This is a genomic window from Pseudomonas sp. MEJ108, from assembly GCF_030208985.1.
Classification (GTDB): Bacteria; Pseudomonadota; Gammaproteobacteria; order Pseudomonadales; family Pseudomonadaceae; genus Aquipseudomonas; species Aquipseudomonas fragariae.
Map to the genome: position 1 here is coordinate 1 of NZ_JARVSW010000021.1, position 14,929 is coordinate 14,929.

Annotated in this window: 14 protein-coding genes; 5 read left to right on the forward strand and 9 right to left on the reverse strand. The window is 59.5% G+C overall.

Going from position 1 to position 14,929, the window contains the following annotated elements:
- Positions 1-162: 162 nt before the first annotated feature.
- On the reverse strand, positions 163-519 hold the full coding sequence (queD, locus tag QRN50_RS11775; RefSeq protein WP_024639679.1) for a 6-carboxytetrahydropterin synthase QueD: 357 nt from the start codon (positions 517-519) through the stop codon (positions 163-165).
- 186 nt (positions 520-705) lie between these two features.
- Here queD and QRN50_RS11780 point away from each other — a divergent pair, with 186 nt between their 5' ends.
- The 5 genes from QRN50_RS11780 to QRN50_RS11805 all read left to right on the forward strand — a co-directional run bounded on the left by QRN50_RS11780 (position 706) and on the right by QRN50_RS11805 (position 4,684).
- Positions 706-1,014 (forward strand): PepSY domain-containing protein, encoded by a 309-nt coding sequence (locus QRN50_RS11780; RefSeq protein ID WP_024639678.1) that lies wholly within the window; start codon positions 706-708, stop codon positions 1,012-1,014.
- Positions 1,014-1,322 carry a PepSY domain-containing protein gene (locus tag QRN50_RS11785; RefSeq protein ID WP_003317989.1) on the forward strand — a complete coding sequence of 103 codons (309 nt, stop codon included), beginning with the start codon at positions 1,014-1,016 and terminating at the stop codon, positions 1,320-1,322. The genes QRN50_RS11780 and QRN50_RS11785 overlap by 1 nt, the downstream gene beginning before the upstream one ends.
- A complete protein-coding gene (locus tag QRN50_RS11790; protein ID WP_003405126.1) occupies positions 1,322-1,990 on the forward strand; it encodes a response regulator transcription factor in 669 nt (222 codons plus the stop codon). Before QRN50_RS11785 ends, QRN50_RS11790 begins: the two co-directional genes overlap by 1 nt.
- A complete protein-coding gene (locus QRN50_RS11795; RefSeq protein WP_096126790.1) occupies positions 1,987-3,306 on the forward strand; it encodes a sensor histidine kinase in 1,320 nt (439 codons plus the stop codon). Before QRN50_RS11790 ends, QRN50_RS11795 begins: the two co-directional genes overlap by 4 nt.
- Before the next feature lie 313 nt (positions 3,307-3,619).
- A complete protein-coding gene (locus tag QRN50_RS11805) occupies positions 3,620-4,684 on the forward strand; it encodes an AI-2E family transporter (RefSeq protein WP_003405122.1) in 1,065 nt (354 codons plus the stop codon).
- A gap of 134 nt (positions 4,685-4,818) precedes the next feature.
- On the opposite strand, the gene nuoN is transcribed toward QRN50_RS11805, so the two are convergent.
- Genes nuoN through nuoG form a run of 8 tightly spaced genes read right to left on the reverse strand, consistent with a single transcriptional unit; the run spans position 4,819 to position 14,824 of the window.
- Positions 4,819-6,288 (reverse strand): NADH-quinone oxidoreductase subunit NuoN, encoded by a 1,470-nt coding sequence (gene nuoN / locus QRN50_RS11810; protein WP_024642923.1) that lies wholly within the window; start codon positions 6,286-6,288, stop codon positions 4,819-4,821.
- A gap of 7 nt (positions 6,289-6,295) precedes the next feature.
- Complete coding sequence (nuoM, locus tag QRN50_RS11815; RefSeq protein ID WP_002554022.1) at positions 6,296-7,828, reverse strand: NADH-quinone oxidoreductase subunit M; 1,533 nt, start codon at positions 7,826-7,828, stop codon at positions 6,296-6,298.
- 39 nt (positions 7,829-7,867) lie between these two features.
- Positions 7,868-9,721: an NADH-quinone oxidoreductase subunit L gene (gene nuoL / locus QRN50_RS11820; RefSeq protein ID WP_010427021.1), complete on the reverse strand. Its 1,854-nt coding sequence runs from the start codon at positions 9,719-9,721 to the stop codon at positions 7,868-7,870.
- A complete protein-coding gene (gene nuoK / locus QRN50_RS11825; RefSeq protein WP_003317980.1) occupies positions 9,718-10,026 on the reverse strand; it encodes an NADH-quinone oxidoreductase subunit NuoK in 309 nt (102 codons plus the stop codon). Before nuoK ends, nuoL begins: the two co-directional genes overlap by 4 nt.
- Positions 10,023-10,532 carry an NADH-quinone oxidoreductase subunit J gene (gene nuoJ, locus QRN50_RS11830; protein ID WP_003317979.1) on the reverse strand — a complete coding sequence of 170 codons (510 nt, stop codon included), beginning with the start codon at positions 10,530-10,532 and terminating at the stop codon, positions 10,023-10,025. The genes nuoK and nuoJ overlap by 4 nt, the downstream gene beginning before the upstream one ends.
- Before the next feature lie 10 nt (positions 10,533-10,542).
- Complete coding sequence (nuoI, locus tag QRN50_RS11835) at positions 10,543-11,091, reverse strand: NADH-quinone oxidoreductase subunit NuoI (RefSeq protein WP_003405112.1); 549 nt, start codon at positions 11,089-11,091, stop codon at positions 10,543-10,545.
- Positions 11,092-11,102: 11 nt separating this feature from the next.
- Positions 11,103-12,110, reverse strand: coding sequence for an NADH-quinone oxidoreductase subunit NuoH (nuoH, locus tag QRN50_RS11840; protein WP_003405110.1), 1,008 nt, complete (start codon positions 12,108-12,110; stop codon positions 11,103-11,105).
- A complete protein-coding gene (gene nuoG, locus QRN50_RS11845; RefSeq protein ID WP_096126789.1) occupies positions 12,107-14,824 on the reverse strand; it encodes an NADH-quinone oxidoreductase subunit NuoG in 2,718 nt (905 codons plus the stop codon). The genes nuoH and nuoG overlap by 4 nt, the downstream gene beginning before the upstream one ends.
- Between the last annotated feature and the right edge of the window lie 105 nt (positions 14,825-14,929).

The window sequence follows — 14,929 nt, forward strand, 5'->3', positions numbered from 1 at the left end:
CGTCAAGATTGAATTCCAGAAACCCTCATCGCTTACGCGTTGAGGGTTTTTGTTTTTTCGGCTAACAGAAATCCGGCATGTGAAGTGCCTCATTCAATACGTGCTGCCGGTCTACAGGCACAAAAAAACCACCGCTGAGGTGGTTTTTTATTGTCAGGGCAATCAGTCGCCGCGGTATTCACATCCGCTGGTGCAGGTCTCGTGAATACGGACTGCCGACAGCTCCGGGAGCAGAGGCTTTAATTCATTCCAGATCCATTTCGCCAGGTTTTCGCTGGTTGGATTATCAAGGCCCGGGATGTCATTCAGGTAGTTATGATCGAGGCGTTCATACAGCGGCTTAAAGATCGCCTTGATTTCCGAGAAGTCCCGGATCCAGCCGGTATGGGGATCAACCTTTCCGGCCAGATGAATGCCGACACGAAACGAATGGCCGTGCAGACGTCCACACTTGTGCCCCTCCGGAACGTGGGGGAGGCGGTGTGCTGACTCGAAGGTAAACTCTTTGAAAATTTCCACTGTGTATTGGCCCCGGAAAAATGGCGATCGCTAACGCGATAAATGCAATCGGGGAGTTTAACAGCAATGGCCTGAAACTCCATGCCAGGAGCGCTTGGTGGCACTCGGCCAGATCTATTCAGTTTGAGTTAAGTTGTACCGGTTAAGGTGGATGCCATAGAAGCACCGATCGCTATGGATACCCCTATGAAAACGCTGACGACCCTGCTGGCGGCCCTTACATTTGGTTTGACGTCCTGTTTCATTCAGGCGCGTGAGGTCGACCCACAGGAAGTGCTGCGCCTCAGTGATGCAGGTACGCTTCATTCGGCTGAAAAGCTCGATGCCAAAGCGCTGAGCAAACACCCCGATGCCCGTATCATTGGCACGCAGTTCAAGAACATATACGGCAGGTACGTTTACAATGTCGAGCTGCGTGACAAACAGGGTATCGAGTGGGTTCTCGAAATGGACGCCGCCACGGGCCAGGTCTACAGGAATCATCAGGACAACTAATGAATGTCGACAAGCGTCTCTGTGTCATCCTTGGTTTGAGCCTGACCTGCTCCTTTGTGTACGCCAGAGATCTGAATCAGGATGAAGCGCTCAGTTTGCGGCAGCGCGGAGTCATATTGCCTCTTGAACAGTTCATTGAGCGCGCGATGGGCCTTCATCCGGGCTCTCGTTTGCTGGAGGCCGAGCTTGAGGAAAAGAATAATGTGTACGTGTATGAATTTGAATTGCTGACCCCTGAGGGCGTTGTTCGCGAGCTCAAGTTCGATGCGCGTGATAGCCGATTGTTGAAAGACGAGGATGATGACTGATGCGCCTGCTACTGGTTGAAGACCACGTTCCCCTGGCCGATGAGCTGCTCGCTGCGCTGGGGCGTCAAGGCTATGCGGTCGACTGGCTGGCTGACGGGCGCGATGCGGTTTATCAAGGAGCAAGCGAGCCGTATGACTTGATTGTTCTGGATCTGGGCTTACCCGGCATGCCAGGGCTCGAGGTTCTTCAGCAGTGGCGCAGCAAAGGTCTGGCGACCCCTGTGTTGATTCTGACCGCGCGGGGTTCCTGGTCAGAGCGTATAGAAGGTTTGAAGGCAGGCGCTGATGATTACCTGACCAAGCCTTTTCATCCTGAAGAGCTGCAGCTGCGTATTCAGGCGCTGTTGCGACGTTCGCACGGGCTGGCCAACCAGCCCACGCTGGAATCGGCCGGTCTTAATCTGGATGAAGGCCGGCAATGCGTCAGCCGGGATGGCGTGGATATCCAGCTCACCTCGGCTGAGTTTCGTCTGCTGCGTTATTTCATGCTCCACCCGGGACAGATTCTCTCGAAAAGCCATCTGTCGGAGCATTTGTACGATGGCGAAAACGAGCGTGATTCCAATGTTATTGAAGTCCATGTCAATCACCTGAGGCGCAAGTTGGGCCGTGCAGTCGTCGAGACACGCCGTGGCCAGGGCTATCTGTATGGCGGAGCCGGCGGTTGAAGTCCATACAGCGACGTCTGAGTCTGGGGCTGATCGCCGTCATGGTCGTTGTCGGTCTGGTGATGGCACAGACCAGTCTGTGGCTGTTCGAAGTGGGCTTGCAACGCTACCTGGAGTCAGGTCTGCGCAACGAGAGTGAAAACCTGCTGGTAGCGCTAGTGCGAGGTCCTGCCGGGCTACAACTGGATGACCATCGCCTTTCGGGTGCCTACCAGCGTCCGTTGTCTGGCCATTATTTCCGTATGGACTTGCCGCAGGGACACTGGCGCTCCCGCTCCCTGTGGGATTTCGAGCTGCCCCAGCCCGGGGTGGGTTTGCATGCCAATCTTGAGCTCGGCAAGACCGGGCAATCGCTATTGATGCTGACCAGCGAATACCGCAAGTTCGGCAAGCGGGTTTCAATCACCGTCGCCCAGGATTACACGCCGGTCAGGGCGAGTTTTCGTCTCATGCAGCAGATCGGGCTGGGGCTCGGGCTTGCCGCGCTGATCCTGGTACTGGTGTTGCAACGCATCACCGTGCGAAGAGCGCTTCGTCCGCTTGAAACCGTTCGCGAGCAGATTTTTCAGCTTCAGCAGGGCCAGCGTTCACAGCTGGACAATCAGGTTCCCCTCGAACTCGAACCACTGGTGGCGCAGATCAACCACCTGCTTGCGCATACCGAAGACAGCCTGAAACGCTCACGCAATGCGCTGGGTAATCTGGGACATGCCTTGAAGACACCACTTGCGGTGTTGCTCAGCCTGGCCCTCAGCGGACAGTTGGACGCCAACCCGGCCTTGCGCAGGACCCTGCAGGAACAGCTGGAAAATATCCGTCTGCGTCTGGAGCGTGAGCTCAATCGCGCACGCCTCTCCGGGGACGCTCTACCGGGAGCCCGCTTCGATTGCGATGCCGAACTGCCCGTACTTTTCTCCACACTGGGCATGATTCATGGTGCCCACCTCCAGTTGATCAACGATGTCGAGACGGGCATGTACCTGCCGTGGGATCGGGAAGACATTCTCGAACTGCTCGGCAACCTGCTGGACAACGCCTGCAAATGGGCCGACAGCGAGGTACGTCTGAACATTTTGAGTCAGGGTCAGGGCTTCTGCCTGTTGGTGGATGACGATGGCCCTGGTATTCCCGAGGCGCAACGCGCAGAAGTGTTCAGTCGTGGCGCTCGTCTTGACGAGCAGATTACCGGCCACGGGCTGGGCCTGGGTATCGTGCGCGACATCGTCGAAGCGTGGGGCGGTCAATTGCAATTGCAGGAGAGCCCGGCAGGGGGATTGCGGGTACGCATAGACCTGCCAGAGCGGACTGCCCCGTAGTACGTCAGCCCGCATCTTTCAGAGAAATCAATCGCAGCGTTCATTAGCTCGCGGCTGCTGTCGAGAGCGTCGCCGATGAAGCCCGGCAAAGCGCAGAGACCTCCCGCAGCCTGGCAGAACCGGGCGCGCGCCTGGACAGTCTGGTCGATCAGGTCCGGGGCTGATGCCTGTCTGGCAGGGGCTTGAACCCCTGCCATCACTCGCGACTGGCATCGCCGTCATATTGCCTTCATGGAAGATGGCACTCGTGCGCTCGCGTGCTGACTAAGCTCTAGACCGGGCGCGATGCGCGGTCTAATGACATGGACAGGACATGAACGAAACCACGCTGCAATACAAAACCCTCATTCTGCTACTGGTACTGGTGACCATTGCCTTCATATGGATTCTGCTGCCGTTCTATGGCGCAGTATTCTGGGCGGTCATCCTTGGAATCATCTTCGCGCCTGTGCAGCGCAAGTTGCAGATCAAGTTCAACTGGTCACGCAATCTCACTTCCCTGTGCACCCTGACGATCTGTCTGGTCATCGCGATTCTGCCGGTGATCGTGATCAGCGCCTTGCTGGTTCAGGAGGGCACCACGCTGTACAAGAACGTCGAGACCGGGCAACTGGATATCGCCGGTTATCTGGCCGAGTTCAAGGACCTGTTGCCGCACTCCATGCAGGCGCTGCTCGATCGTCTGGGCATGGGCGACCTGGAGGGGTTACGCGACAAGATCGCCAAGGGCGCGATGCAGGGCAGTCAGTACCTGGCGACGCAGGCATTCAGTTTCGGGCAGGGCACCTTCGACTTTGTCGTCAGCGTCTTCATCATGCTTTACCTGCTGTACTTCTTCCTGCGCGACGGACAGGAGCTGGTACGCAAGATCCGCACGGCCTTCCCGTTGGGCGAACAGCAGAAGCGTCGTCTGCAGCTCAAGTTCACCCGAGTGGTACGTGCCACCGTCAAAGGCAACGTGGTGGTCGCGGTGACGCAAGGTGCGCTGGGTGGCTTCATCTTCTGGGTGCTGGACATCCCGAGTGCGTTGCTCTGGGCGGTGATCATGGCGTTCCTGTCGCTGTTGCCTGCGGTGGGAGCCGGGATTGTCTGGGCGCCAGTGGCGATCTACTTCCTGCTTAGCGGCATGATCTGGCAAGGTGTGGTACTGGGCTTGTTTGGCGTCCTGGTGATCGGTCTGGTGGATAACGTCCTGCGTCCGATCCTGGTGGGTAAGGACACCAAAATGCCGGACTACCTGATCCTTATTTCCACGCTGGGCGGCATGTCGGTCTTTGGTCTGAACGGCTTTGTGATCGGGCCTCTGGTGGCGGCGCTGTTCATGTCCAGCTGGGGATTGTTCAGCGGCGCCAAGAAGCCCGTGAAACTGCCAGGCTGACATTGCAAGGACGCATTGCCACGTTTGCCCATGACGTCAGGCATTAGCCGTTTTCGAAGACAAAAAAAGCCCTGCTCGAGAGCAGGGCTTTTTGTTTGCGCTGGATCAGCCTGCTACGTGTTGTTTGCGCTGGATCAGCCTGCTACGTGCAGACCGGCATTGAGCACCAGATCGAGCAGCGGTTGCGGATACACACCCAGCACGAAGGTCAGGATCGCAACGGCCAGCAGCATCACGCCGCCCGTGCGCTGTGCCCAGTTGATGGCTGCATCATGGCGAGGAAGCTTGTTGTCGACCAGATACATGGTGACCATCACGCGCAGGTAGTAGAACACGCCGATGGCGCTACCGATTACCAGAGCCCCGATCAGCCACCACAACTGCGATTCGACACCAGTGGCGATGATATAGAACTTGCCGATGAAACCTGCGGTGAGCGGGATACCTGCCAGCGACAGCATCATCAGGGTCATGACTGCCGTCAGGTAAGGGCGACGCCAGAACAGTCCACGGTATTCGAACATCGCGTCGGCATCACGTCCGCTGTAAGGCGAAGACATCATGGTGATCACACCGAAGCTGCCCAGCGAGGTCAGGACGTAAGTCGCCAGGTAGACGCCGATCGCCTCGACCGCCATGCCCTTGCTGGCCACCAGCGCAATCATCAGGTAACCGAAGTGGGCGATGGAGGAGTAGCCCAGCAGACGCTTGAGGTTGGTCTGAGTCAGCGCCAGCAGGTTGCCGACGAGGATCGACGCGACGGCGATGACTGCCAGTACATCATGCAAGACACCGCTGCTGGCTGCCGGGGAAATCTGGAACAGACGCACCAGTACCGCGAACACTGCCACCTTGCTGGCAGTTGCCAGGAAGGCAGCGACCGGCGCAGGGGCGCCTTCGTAAACGTCCGGGGTCCACAAGTGGAACGGCACCAGTGACAGCTTGAAGGCCAGGCCGACGACCATCATGCCCAGACCCAGGCTGGCAATCGGGCTCGGCATGCCGGTTGCCGCGATGGCCTTGCCGATACCGTCGAAGCTCAGCGAGCCTGCCTCTGCGTACAGCAGCGCCATACCGAACAGCAGGAACGCCGAGCCTGCAGCCGACAGGACCATGTACTTGATGCCGCCTTCCAGCGAACGCTTGTTGAAGAAGGCATAAGCCACCAACCCGTAGACCGGCACCGACAGCAGTTCCAGGCCGATGAACAGCCCCGCCAGATGCTGAGCGCTGACCAGAACCAGTCCACCGGCAGCTGCCAGCAGGATCAGCAGGTAAAGCTCTTCGCGATTGCCCGGATACCCGGCCTTGCCGTCACCTAGATAGGCGTGCGCCATGGTCACGCAAGCGAGGGTAGAGGCGAGGATGATCGCCATGTACAGGCAGGCAAAGTTGTCGATATGCAGCAGTGGCGTCACGACCAGAGGGGCGACTTTCAATGCCGGATAAATCGACAGCAGGGCCAGGTTGAGGCCTGCTACCGAAAGCAGGAACGTTTGCGAGTGATTGCGGCGCCATGCGATCGCAAGCATCACCACGACAATGGTGAGGCTGGTGATCAGCAGTGGCGCAAGCGCAATAAAGTGTTGAATCGTCAGGTCCATAGCGCTCTTACCGGGCCGAAGCGAGTTGAGTGAAGGCAGTGCCTAGCCATTGCTGCACGCCGTGCATGGTCGCCGCCGATGTGTCGAGGAACGGCTGCGGGAATACCCCGAGCACGACCAGCAGCACGGCAAGGCCCAGCACCATGATCATTTCCCGTCCGTCCATGCCCTTCAGAACCTCGTCGGACTTCGACGGGCCGAAGTAGGCGCGGTGGATCATGATCAGCGAGTAGACAGAACCAAATACCAGACCGGAAGTGGCAATCGCCGTGATCCAGGGTGAGCTGGCAAAGCTGCCCAGCAGAATCAGGAACTCGCCGACGAAGTTGCCGGTGCCCGGCAGACCCAGAGAGGCGGCGGCAAAGAACAGGCTGATGGCCGGGATGTAGGCGATGCGTGACCACAGACCGCCCATCTCCCGCATGTCGCGGGTGTGCAGGCGCTCGTACAACTGGCCACTGAGAATGAACAGTGCCGCAGCCGATAGACCGTGGGCGATCATCTGGATCAGTACGCCTTGCAGCGCTTGCTGGCTGCCCGAGTAGATACCGATCAGTACGAAGCCCATGTGCGAAACGCTGGAGAATGCGATCAGACGCTTGATGTCGGTCTGGGCAAACGCCAGGAATGCGCCGTAGAAGATACCGACCAGGCCCAGCGTCATTGCAATCGGTGCGAACTCGGCCGATGCGTTGGGGAACAGCGGCAGGGCAAAACGCAGCAGGCCGTAAGCCGCAGTCTTCAGCAGGATACCCGCCAGGTCGACGGAGCCTGCAGTCGGTGCCTGGGCATGCGCATCCGGCAGCCAGGAGTGCAATGGCACCACCGGCAGCTTGACGGCGAAGGCTATGAAGAAGCCCAGCATCAGGATGTACTCGGTGCCTGGTGCCAGTTTGGTCTTCAGCAGGTCGGCGTAGGCAAAGGTGATCACGCCGGTCTGATTGAAGTGCACCAGCACCAGACCCAGGATCGCCACCAGCATGATCAGGCCACTGGCCTGAGTGAAGATGAAGAACTTGGTGGCCGCGTAGATACGGGTTTTCTTGCCATCCGAAGAGCTGTGACCCCAGAGCGCGATGAGGAAATACATCGGCACCAGCATCATTTCCCAGAAGAAGAAGAACATGAACAGGTCGATGGCCAGGAACACGCCGACGACACCGCCCAGAATCCACATCAGGTTAAGGTGGAAGAAACCGACCTTGCGCTGGATTTCCTTCCACGAGCAGAGCACCGACAGCACGCCCAGCAGGCCGGTCAGCAGGATCATCAGCAGCGACAGGCCATCGAGTGCCAGATGCACATCGATGCCGAAGCGGGTGATCCACGGGTGGTGGAATTCCAGGGTCCAGGTCGGATCGGCACCCGGCACCGGCGCGTAGCCGAAGTTGCCGGTAGCCCACAGCCAGAGGCCGAGAACCAGTTCCAGGGTCATTGTCAGCAACGCAATCCAGCGCGGCAGGGTAGAGCCGAAGCGCTCACCCAGCCAGCACAGCAGGCCGCCGATGAAGGGGATCAGGATTAGCCAGGGCAGAATCATGACGGGCTCAATTCCTTTCGCAAATTCGCAAGGTTCATATCAGATCGCAACCAGAACGACGGCACCGAGTACCAGAACGGCACCCACGGCGATCGAGGCAGCATACCAACGCAACTGGCCGGTCTCGGTGCGGCTCATGGTGTCATGACCGCCTTTGACCAGACGTGGGATCAAGCCGATGGTGCGGTCGAACGGATCACTACGCAGTACATGGCTGATTGCCAGATACGGCTTGACGAACAGCTTGTCGTAGATCCAGTCGAAGCCCCATGCCGCGAACCACCAGGCCGAGAGGAAACGGCCCGGAGCGCTGTTGGCGATAGCCGTTGCCAGGCGGCGCTTGCCGAGGAACAGCAACGCTGCCAGCAGGATACCGGCCAGCGCGATGGCGCCGGAGGCGATCTCCAGACTGTGCTTGGCTTCGCCACCGGCATGGCCGACGCTCTGCGGCAGCACACCGGCCAGCGGCGGAGTGATCAGCGCGCCGATGAACGTCGACAGCACGATCAGCACCGACAGTGGCAGCCAGTGAGCGATGCCGTGACCTGCGTGTGCTTCGGTCTTGGCTTCTCCGTGGAACGCGATGAAGATCAGGCGGAAGGTGTACAGCGACGTCATGAACGCGCCCACCAGGCCGGCATACAGCAAACCGTTGTTACCGCTGGCAAATGCTTCCCAGAGAATTTCGTCCTTGGAGTAGAAGCCCGCCGTCAGCAGCGGCAGAGCGGAAAGAGCAGCGCCACCGACGATGAAGCTGGCGTAGGCCAATGGCAGTTTCTTCCACAGACCGCCCATCTTGAAGATGTTCTGCTCGTGGTGGCAGGCAACGATCACCGCACCGGAAGCAAGGAACAGCAGCGCCTTGAAGAAGGCGTGGGTCATCAGGTGGAAGATCGCGCCTTCCCAGGCGCCGACGCCCAGTGCCAGGAACATGTAGCCGATCTGGCTCATGGTCGAGTAGGCGAGGATACGCTTGATGTCGGTCTGCACCAATGCGGCGAAACCCGCCAGAACCAGCGTGACGCCGCCGACAATCCCGACCAGATGCAGAATGTCGGGTGCCAGTGCAAACAGGCCGTGAGTACGCGCGATCAGGTAAACGCCCGCCGTGACCATGGTCGCTGCGTGGATCAGCGCCGAAACCGGAGTAGGACCGGCCATCGCGTCAGCCAGCCAGGTTTGCAGTGGCAGCTGGGCGGATTTACCGACCGCACCGCCCAGCAGCATCAACGTCGCCAGCACGATCCAGAAATCGCCGACCTTGAAGTGTTCCGGCGCCCTGACCAGCAGTTCCTGCACATTGAGCGTGCCCAGTTGCTGGAACAGGATGAACAGACCGATAGCCATGAATACGTCACCGATACGGGTGACGATGAACGCTTTGAGCGCTGCGTTGCCGTTGTTGCGGTTGCTGTAATAGAAACCGATCAACAGGTAGCTGCACAGCCCTACGCCTTCCCAACCGAAGTAGATGAACAGCAGGTTGTCGCCCAGGATCAGGAACAGCATGCTGGCAATGAACAGGTTGGTGTAGGAGAAGAAGCGCGAATAGCCCGCTTCACCGCGCATGTACCAGGACGCGAACAGGTGGATCAGGAAGCCGACGCCAACCACGACGCCCAGCATCGTGACGGACAGCCCGTCCAGATACAGTGCGAAGTTGGGCTGGAAGCCATCGACGTCCATCCAGCGCCACAGCACCTGGGTGTAGTGACCGCCTTCGGGGGGTGCCACGTTGAACTGCCAGATGACCCAGGCAGTGACAATGGCTGACAGGCCGATGGAGCCGACGCCGATCAGCGCAGCGAGGTTTTCCGAGATGCGTCCACGGGAGAACGACAGCAGCAGAAAGCCGATGAGGGGGAATACGAAAGTCAGAAAGAGAAGATTCATCCGCGCATCTCGCTGGCAGCATCGATATCGAGAGTGTGGAAGCGGCGATACAGTTGCATCAGGATCGCCAGGCCGATACTGGCCTCGGCTGCCGCAAGGCTGATCACCAGGATGAACATCACCTGCCCGTCCGGTTGTCCCCAGCGACTGCCGGCAACGACGAATGCCAGTGCAGCGGCGTTCATCATGATTTCCAGGCTCATCAACACGAAGAGAATATTACGGCGCACCATCAGGCCGACCAGACCCAGACAGAACAGGACCCCGGCGACCGCCAGACCGTGCTCAAGAGGGATAGCATTCATTGGCTTGGCTCCTTGGCCTCGTTGCGGCCCAGATGGAAGGCCGTGATGGCTGCTGCAAGCAGCAGCATCGAGGCGAGTTCCACCACCAGCAGATAGGGCCCGAACAGGCTGATGCCGACTGCCTTGGCGTCGACCGTGGTGTGACCGACACCAGCGCCGGTCGGGTTGGCGAACAGCACATACAGCAACTCGGCCAGCAACAGCGCGCCGAGAATGACCGGGCCTATCCAGATGCCGGGTTTGAGCCAGGCACGTTCCTGCTGAACCGAGGCCGGGCCGAGGTTGAGCATCATCACCACAAACACGAACAGGACCATGATCGCGCCCGCGTAGGCAATGACTTCCAGCACACCGGCGAACGGCGCGCCGAGGCTGAAGAACGTCATTGCTACGGCGATCAGCGAGATGATCAGGTAGAGCAGGGCGTGCACCGGGTTCGTGTTGGTGATCACCCGCAGGGTGGACACAACAGCGATACCGGATGCGAAGTAGAAAGCGAATTCCATCTTTACTTCCTTAAGGCAGCAAGCTCTTGACGTTGATCGGCTCGGCTTCGTTCTGTGCGGAGCCCTTGGGCTTGCCGCCAATGGCCATACCGGCAACGCGATAGAAGTTGTAGTCAGGGTTCTTGCCGGGACCGGAGATCAGCAGATCTTCCTTCTCGTACACCAGATCCTGACGCTTGAACTCGGCCATCTCGAAGTCCGGCGTAAGCTGGATCGCGGTAGTCGGGCAGGCTTCTTCGCACAGGCCGCAGAAGATGCAACGCGAGAAGTTGATGCGGAAGAAGTCGGGATACCAGCGTCCGTCCTCTGTCTCGGCTTTCTGCAACGAAATACAGCCAACCGGGCAGGCTACTGCACACAGGTTGCACGCTACGCAGCGCTCTTCGCCATCGGGGTCGCGGGTCAGTACGATGCGACCGCGATAGCGAGGAGGGAGATAAACCTGCTCTTCGGGATATTGCAGGGTGTCGCGCTTGCGAAAGCCGTGGCCGAAGACCATGACCATACTGCGCAACTGGGTACCCGTACCCTTAACGATGTCACCAATATATTTGAACATGGGTCAAATCCTCACTGAACCGAGCCTGCCGGTGTGTTCAACAACACAATCGCAGCAGTCACCAGCAAATTGATCAGGGTCAGCGGCAGACAGAACTTCCAGCTGAAATCCATGACCTGGTCATAACGCGGGCGCGGGATGGAGGCGCGCAGCAGAATGAACAGCATGATGAAAAACGCGGTTTTCAAGGCGAACCAGAAGAAAGCCAGCGATGGCAGAATGTCGAACGGGCCGTGCCAGCCACCGAAGAACAGCGTCACCAGCAGCGCCGAGATCAAGATGATCCCGATGTATTCGCCCACGAAGAACATGCCCCATTTCATGCCGGCATATTCAATGTGGTAGCCGTCAGCCAGTTCCTGCTCGGCTTCCGGTTGGTCGAACGGGTGGCGGTGAGTCACCGCGACGCCTGCGATGAAGAACGTACAGAAGCCGAAGAACTGCGGAATGATGAACCACAGGTTCTGCGCCTGATATTCAACGATGTCGCGCATGTTGAAAGAGCCGACCTGAACCACGATGCCCATCAGCGCAAGACCCATGAACACTTCGTAGGACACGGTTTGTGCCGAAGCACGCAGGCTGCCCAGCAGGGCGAACTTGTTGTTGCTCGACCAGCCGGCGAACAGCACCGCATACACGGACAGACCGGCCATGGCGAAGAAGAACAACAGACCGATGTTCAGATCCGCGACGCCCCAGGTCGGGGTGATCGGGATGACCGCAAAGGCGATCAGCAAGGCGCTCATGGCAACCACTGGCGCCAGGGTGAAGATCACCTTGTCGGCGAACGGTGGGGTCCAGTCTTCCTTGAAGAACATTTTCAACATGTCGGCTGCGATCTGGAACATGCCGAACGGACCCACGCGGTTCGGGCCATAACGATCCTGCCACCAACCCAGCAGACGACGCTCGATGAAACTCAGCAGGGCACCGCAAATCACGACGGCCAGCAACACCACGATGGCCTTGACCACCGCGATGATTGCGTCGATCACATCAGGGGTAAACCAGGTCATTGCGCTGCCTCCTGCAGACCGTCAACGGATTTGCCGAAGAGTGCTGGCGGAATGCCGGGCAGTCCTGCCGGCAATGCCACAAGACCCGCGCCCAGTTCTTCGCTGATGCGCAGCGGCAAGGTCAGCGTTTCGCCGCCGATGCTCAAGGAGAGCAGGGCACCGTCGTTGACGCCGAGACGATCGGCTTCGGATTTGGCCAGGGCGACATAGGCCTGCGGGATGCGTTCCTGAACCGGCGCGGCCAGAGACGAGGTTTCGTCGCTGCCGAACAGGTGGAAGAACGGCACGACCTGCCAGGTGCCGCGTTCTGGAGAGAACGCGCGTGGCACGCTGGAGAACCATGAGAGACCATCGCCCTGGCTTTCGATCAGGCGAGTGCCCGGATCGCCGGCACGCAAATGACCGCCGACTTCGTCCTGAAACTTGTTCCAGGCCTGCGGCGAGTTCCAGCCCGGCGACCAGGCGAATGGCACCTGCTGACGAGGCTCGGCCGAGCCCGAGTAGCCTTCCATGGAGAAAGAGAACGCGGTGTCGATGTCTTGCGAGGTGCGCGGCTCATGCACGCTGATGTTGGCTCGCATCGCTGTACGGCCGCTATAACGCAGCGGTTCGCGAGCCAGTTTCAGGCCCTTGATGCGGAACGATGCAGACGGCGCGGCGTTGACGATACCCGCCAGTTGCGGCGTGCTGCCGGCGCAGGCTTCGGTGACGTGGTCGAGTTGCGTCCAGTCGACCGGCTTGTTCAGCAAGGTGGCACGCAGGGCATGCAACCAGCGCCAGCCTTCGTGGACCAGAATGCTGGCATCCAGATAGGTCGGATCGAAGACCTGGAAGAAGCGCTGGGCGCGGCCTTCCTGGCTGACCAGTGTGCCGTCGCCTTCAGCGAAGCTGGCTGCTGGCAGAATCAGATGGGCACGGTCGCTGGTCGGGGTTTTCTGATGGTCAGCGACGATCACGACTTTCGCAGCGCTCAGCGCGGCGTCGACGATCTTGGCGTCCACACGACGATACAAATCGTTTTCCAGCACTACGATAGCGTCGGCCTTGCCGGAGATCACGGCTTGCAGCGCGGCATCTGCGGACTCGCCGCCGAACATCGCCAGGCCCATGCTGTTGGCTTCAGGCACGATCAGGCTGATGGAACCCTGCTTGTCGCGCAGCTTCAAGGCCTTGGCGATGTTGGCAGCGGCTTCGATCAGCGCTGTCGAACCCAGCGAGCTGCCGGAAATGATCAGCGGTCGTTTGGCAGCCAGCAGTGCGTCGGCAATGCGTTGCGCCAGTTCCAGCGCCTCGCTGTCCAGGCCTTCGACGGCCGGTGCGCTGGCGTCCAGGGCGTGGGCCACGGCAAAACCGATACGCGCCAGGTCATCGGGCGCTGCATGTACGCATTCTTCTGCCACGTCGTCGAGACGGGTTTCGGCGAGGCTGGCGATGAACAGCGGATTGAGCTCGTGCTGACCGATGTTCTTCACGGCTGCGTCGAGCCACGGCTGGACTTTCATCGCCGCTGCCATGTCTTCAGCCTTGCCTTTGACGGCCTGGCGCAAGCCCAGGGCCATACGCGCTGCTGTCTGGGTCAGGTCTTCGCCGAGGACGAAGATGGCATCGTGATCTTCGATGTCACGCAGGGTCGGGATCGGCAGCGGACTGTCGTTCAGGACCTTGAGAATCAGCCTGATACGCTCCAGCTCACCGGCTTCGATACCGCTGTAGAAATGCTCGGCGCCCACCAGTTCACGCAGTGCGTAGTTGCTTTCGAGGCTTGCGCGAGGAGAACCGATGCCGACGATGTTACGGCCGCGCAGCAGGTCCGCCGCCTTGTCCAGCGCCTCGTCCAGGCTCAGTTTGACCTGGCCGTCGACGAGCAATGGCTGACGCGGGCGGTCCTTGCGGTTGACGTAGCCGTAGCCGAAACGTCCGCGGTCGCAGAGGAAGTACTGGTTCACCGAGCCGTTGTAACGGTTTTCGATGCGGCGCAATTCACCGTAGCGTTCACCCGGGCTGATGTTGCAGCCGCTGGAACAGCCATGGCAGATGCTTGGAGAGAACTGCATGTCCCACTTGCGGTTGTAGCGCTCGGAGTGGGTCTTGTCCGTGAACACACCGGTCGGGCAGACCTCGGTGAGGTTGCCGGAGAACTCGCTTTCCAGCGTGCCGTCTTCAACGCGACCGAAGTACACGTTGTCATGGGCACCGTAGACGCCCAGGTCGGTGCCGCCCGCGTAGTCTTTATAAAAGCGTACACAGCGATAACAGGCGATGCAGCGGTTCATCTCGTGCGCGATGAACGGCCCCAACTCCTGATTCTGGTGGGTACGCTTGGTGAAGCGATAACGGCGCTCGTTGTGGCCGGTCATCACGGTCATGTCTTGCAGGTGGCAGTGACCGCCTTCTTCGCAGACCGGGCAGTCATGCGGGTGGTTGGTCATCAGCCATTCGACGACACTGGCCCGGAAGGCCTTGGATTCATCATCTTCGATGGAGATCCAGGTGTTGTCGGTGGCTGGCGTCATGCAGGACATGACGATACGACCGCGTGTGTCATTCTCGTCCGTGTACTGCTTGACCGCGCACTGGCGACAGGCGCCAACGCTGCCAAGGGCGGGGTGCCAGCAGAAATAAGGGATATCGAGGCCCAGCGACAGACATGCCTGTAACAGGTTGTCTGCACCATCGACTTCGAGCGCTTTGCCGTCTACGTGAATAGTAGCCATGGTTCAAAGGTCTTCGTTGGCCCGTTGTCAGCGGGCGTGGCTAATGGAATCTCGGTAGTACCCGTATCGTTCAGCCCGGAGGGCGTCAGCAGGTACGAGGACGGC

Coding starts and splice junctions, on each gene's coding strand:
- QRN50_RS11780 (WP_024639678.1), top strand. CDS start 706: ATGAAAACGCTGACGACCCTGCTGGCGGCCCTTACATTTGGTTTGACG.
- QRN50_RS11785 (WP_003317989.1), top strand. CDS start 1,014: ATGAATGTCGACAAGCGTCTCTGTGTCATCCTTGGTTTGAGCCTGACC.
- QRN50_RS11790 (WP_003405126.1), top strand. CDS start 1,322: ATGCGCCTGCTACTGGTTGAAGACCACGTTCCCCTGGCCGATGAGCTG.
- QRN50_RS11805 (WP_003405122.1), top strand. CDS start 3,620: ATGAACGAAACCACGCTGCAATACAAAACCCTCATTCTGCTACTGGTA.
- nuoN (WP_024642923.1), bottom strand. CDS start 6,288: ATGGACCTGACGATTCAACACTTTATTGCGCTTGCGCCACTGCTGATC.
- nuoM (WP_002554022.1), bottom strand. CDS start 7,828: ATGATTCTGCCCTGGCTAATCCTGATCCCCTTCATCGGCGGCCTGCTG.
- nuoL (WP_010427021.1), bottom strand. CDS start 9,721: ATGAATCTTCTCTTTCTGACTTTCGTATTCCCCCTCATCGGCTTTCTG.
- nuoK (WP_003317980.1), bottom strand. CDS start 10,026: ATGAATGCTATCCCTCTTGAGCACGGTCTGGCGGTCGCCGGGGTCCTG.
- nuoJ (WP_003317979.1), bottom strand. CDS start 10,532: ATGGAATTCGCTTTCTACTTCGCATCCGGTATCGCTGTTGTGTCCACC.
- nuoI (WP_003405112.1), bottom strand. CDS start 11,091: ATGTTCAAATATATTGGTGACATCGTTAAGGGTACGGGTACCCAGTTG.
- nuoH (WP_003405110.1), bottom strand. CDS start 12,110: ATGACCTGGTTTACCCCTGATGTGATCGACGCAATCATCGCGGTGGTC.
- nuoG (WP_096126789.1), bottom strand. CDS start 14,824: ATGGCTACTATTCACGTAGACGGCAAAGCGCTCGAAGTCGATGGTGCA.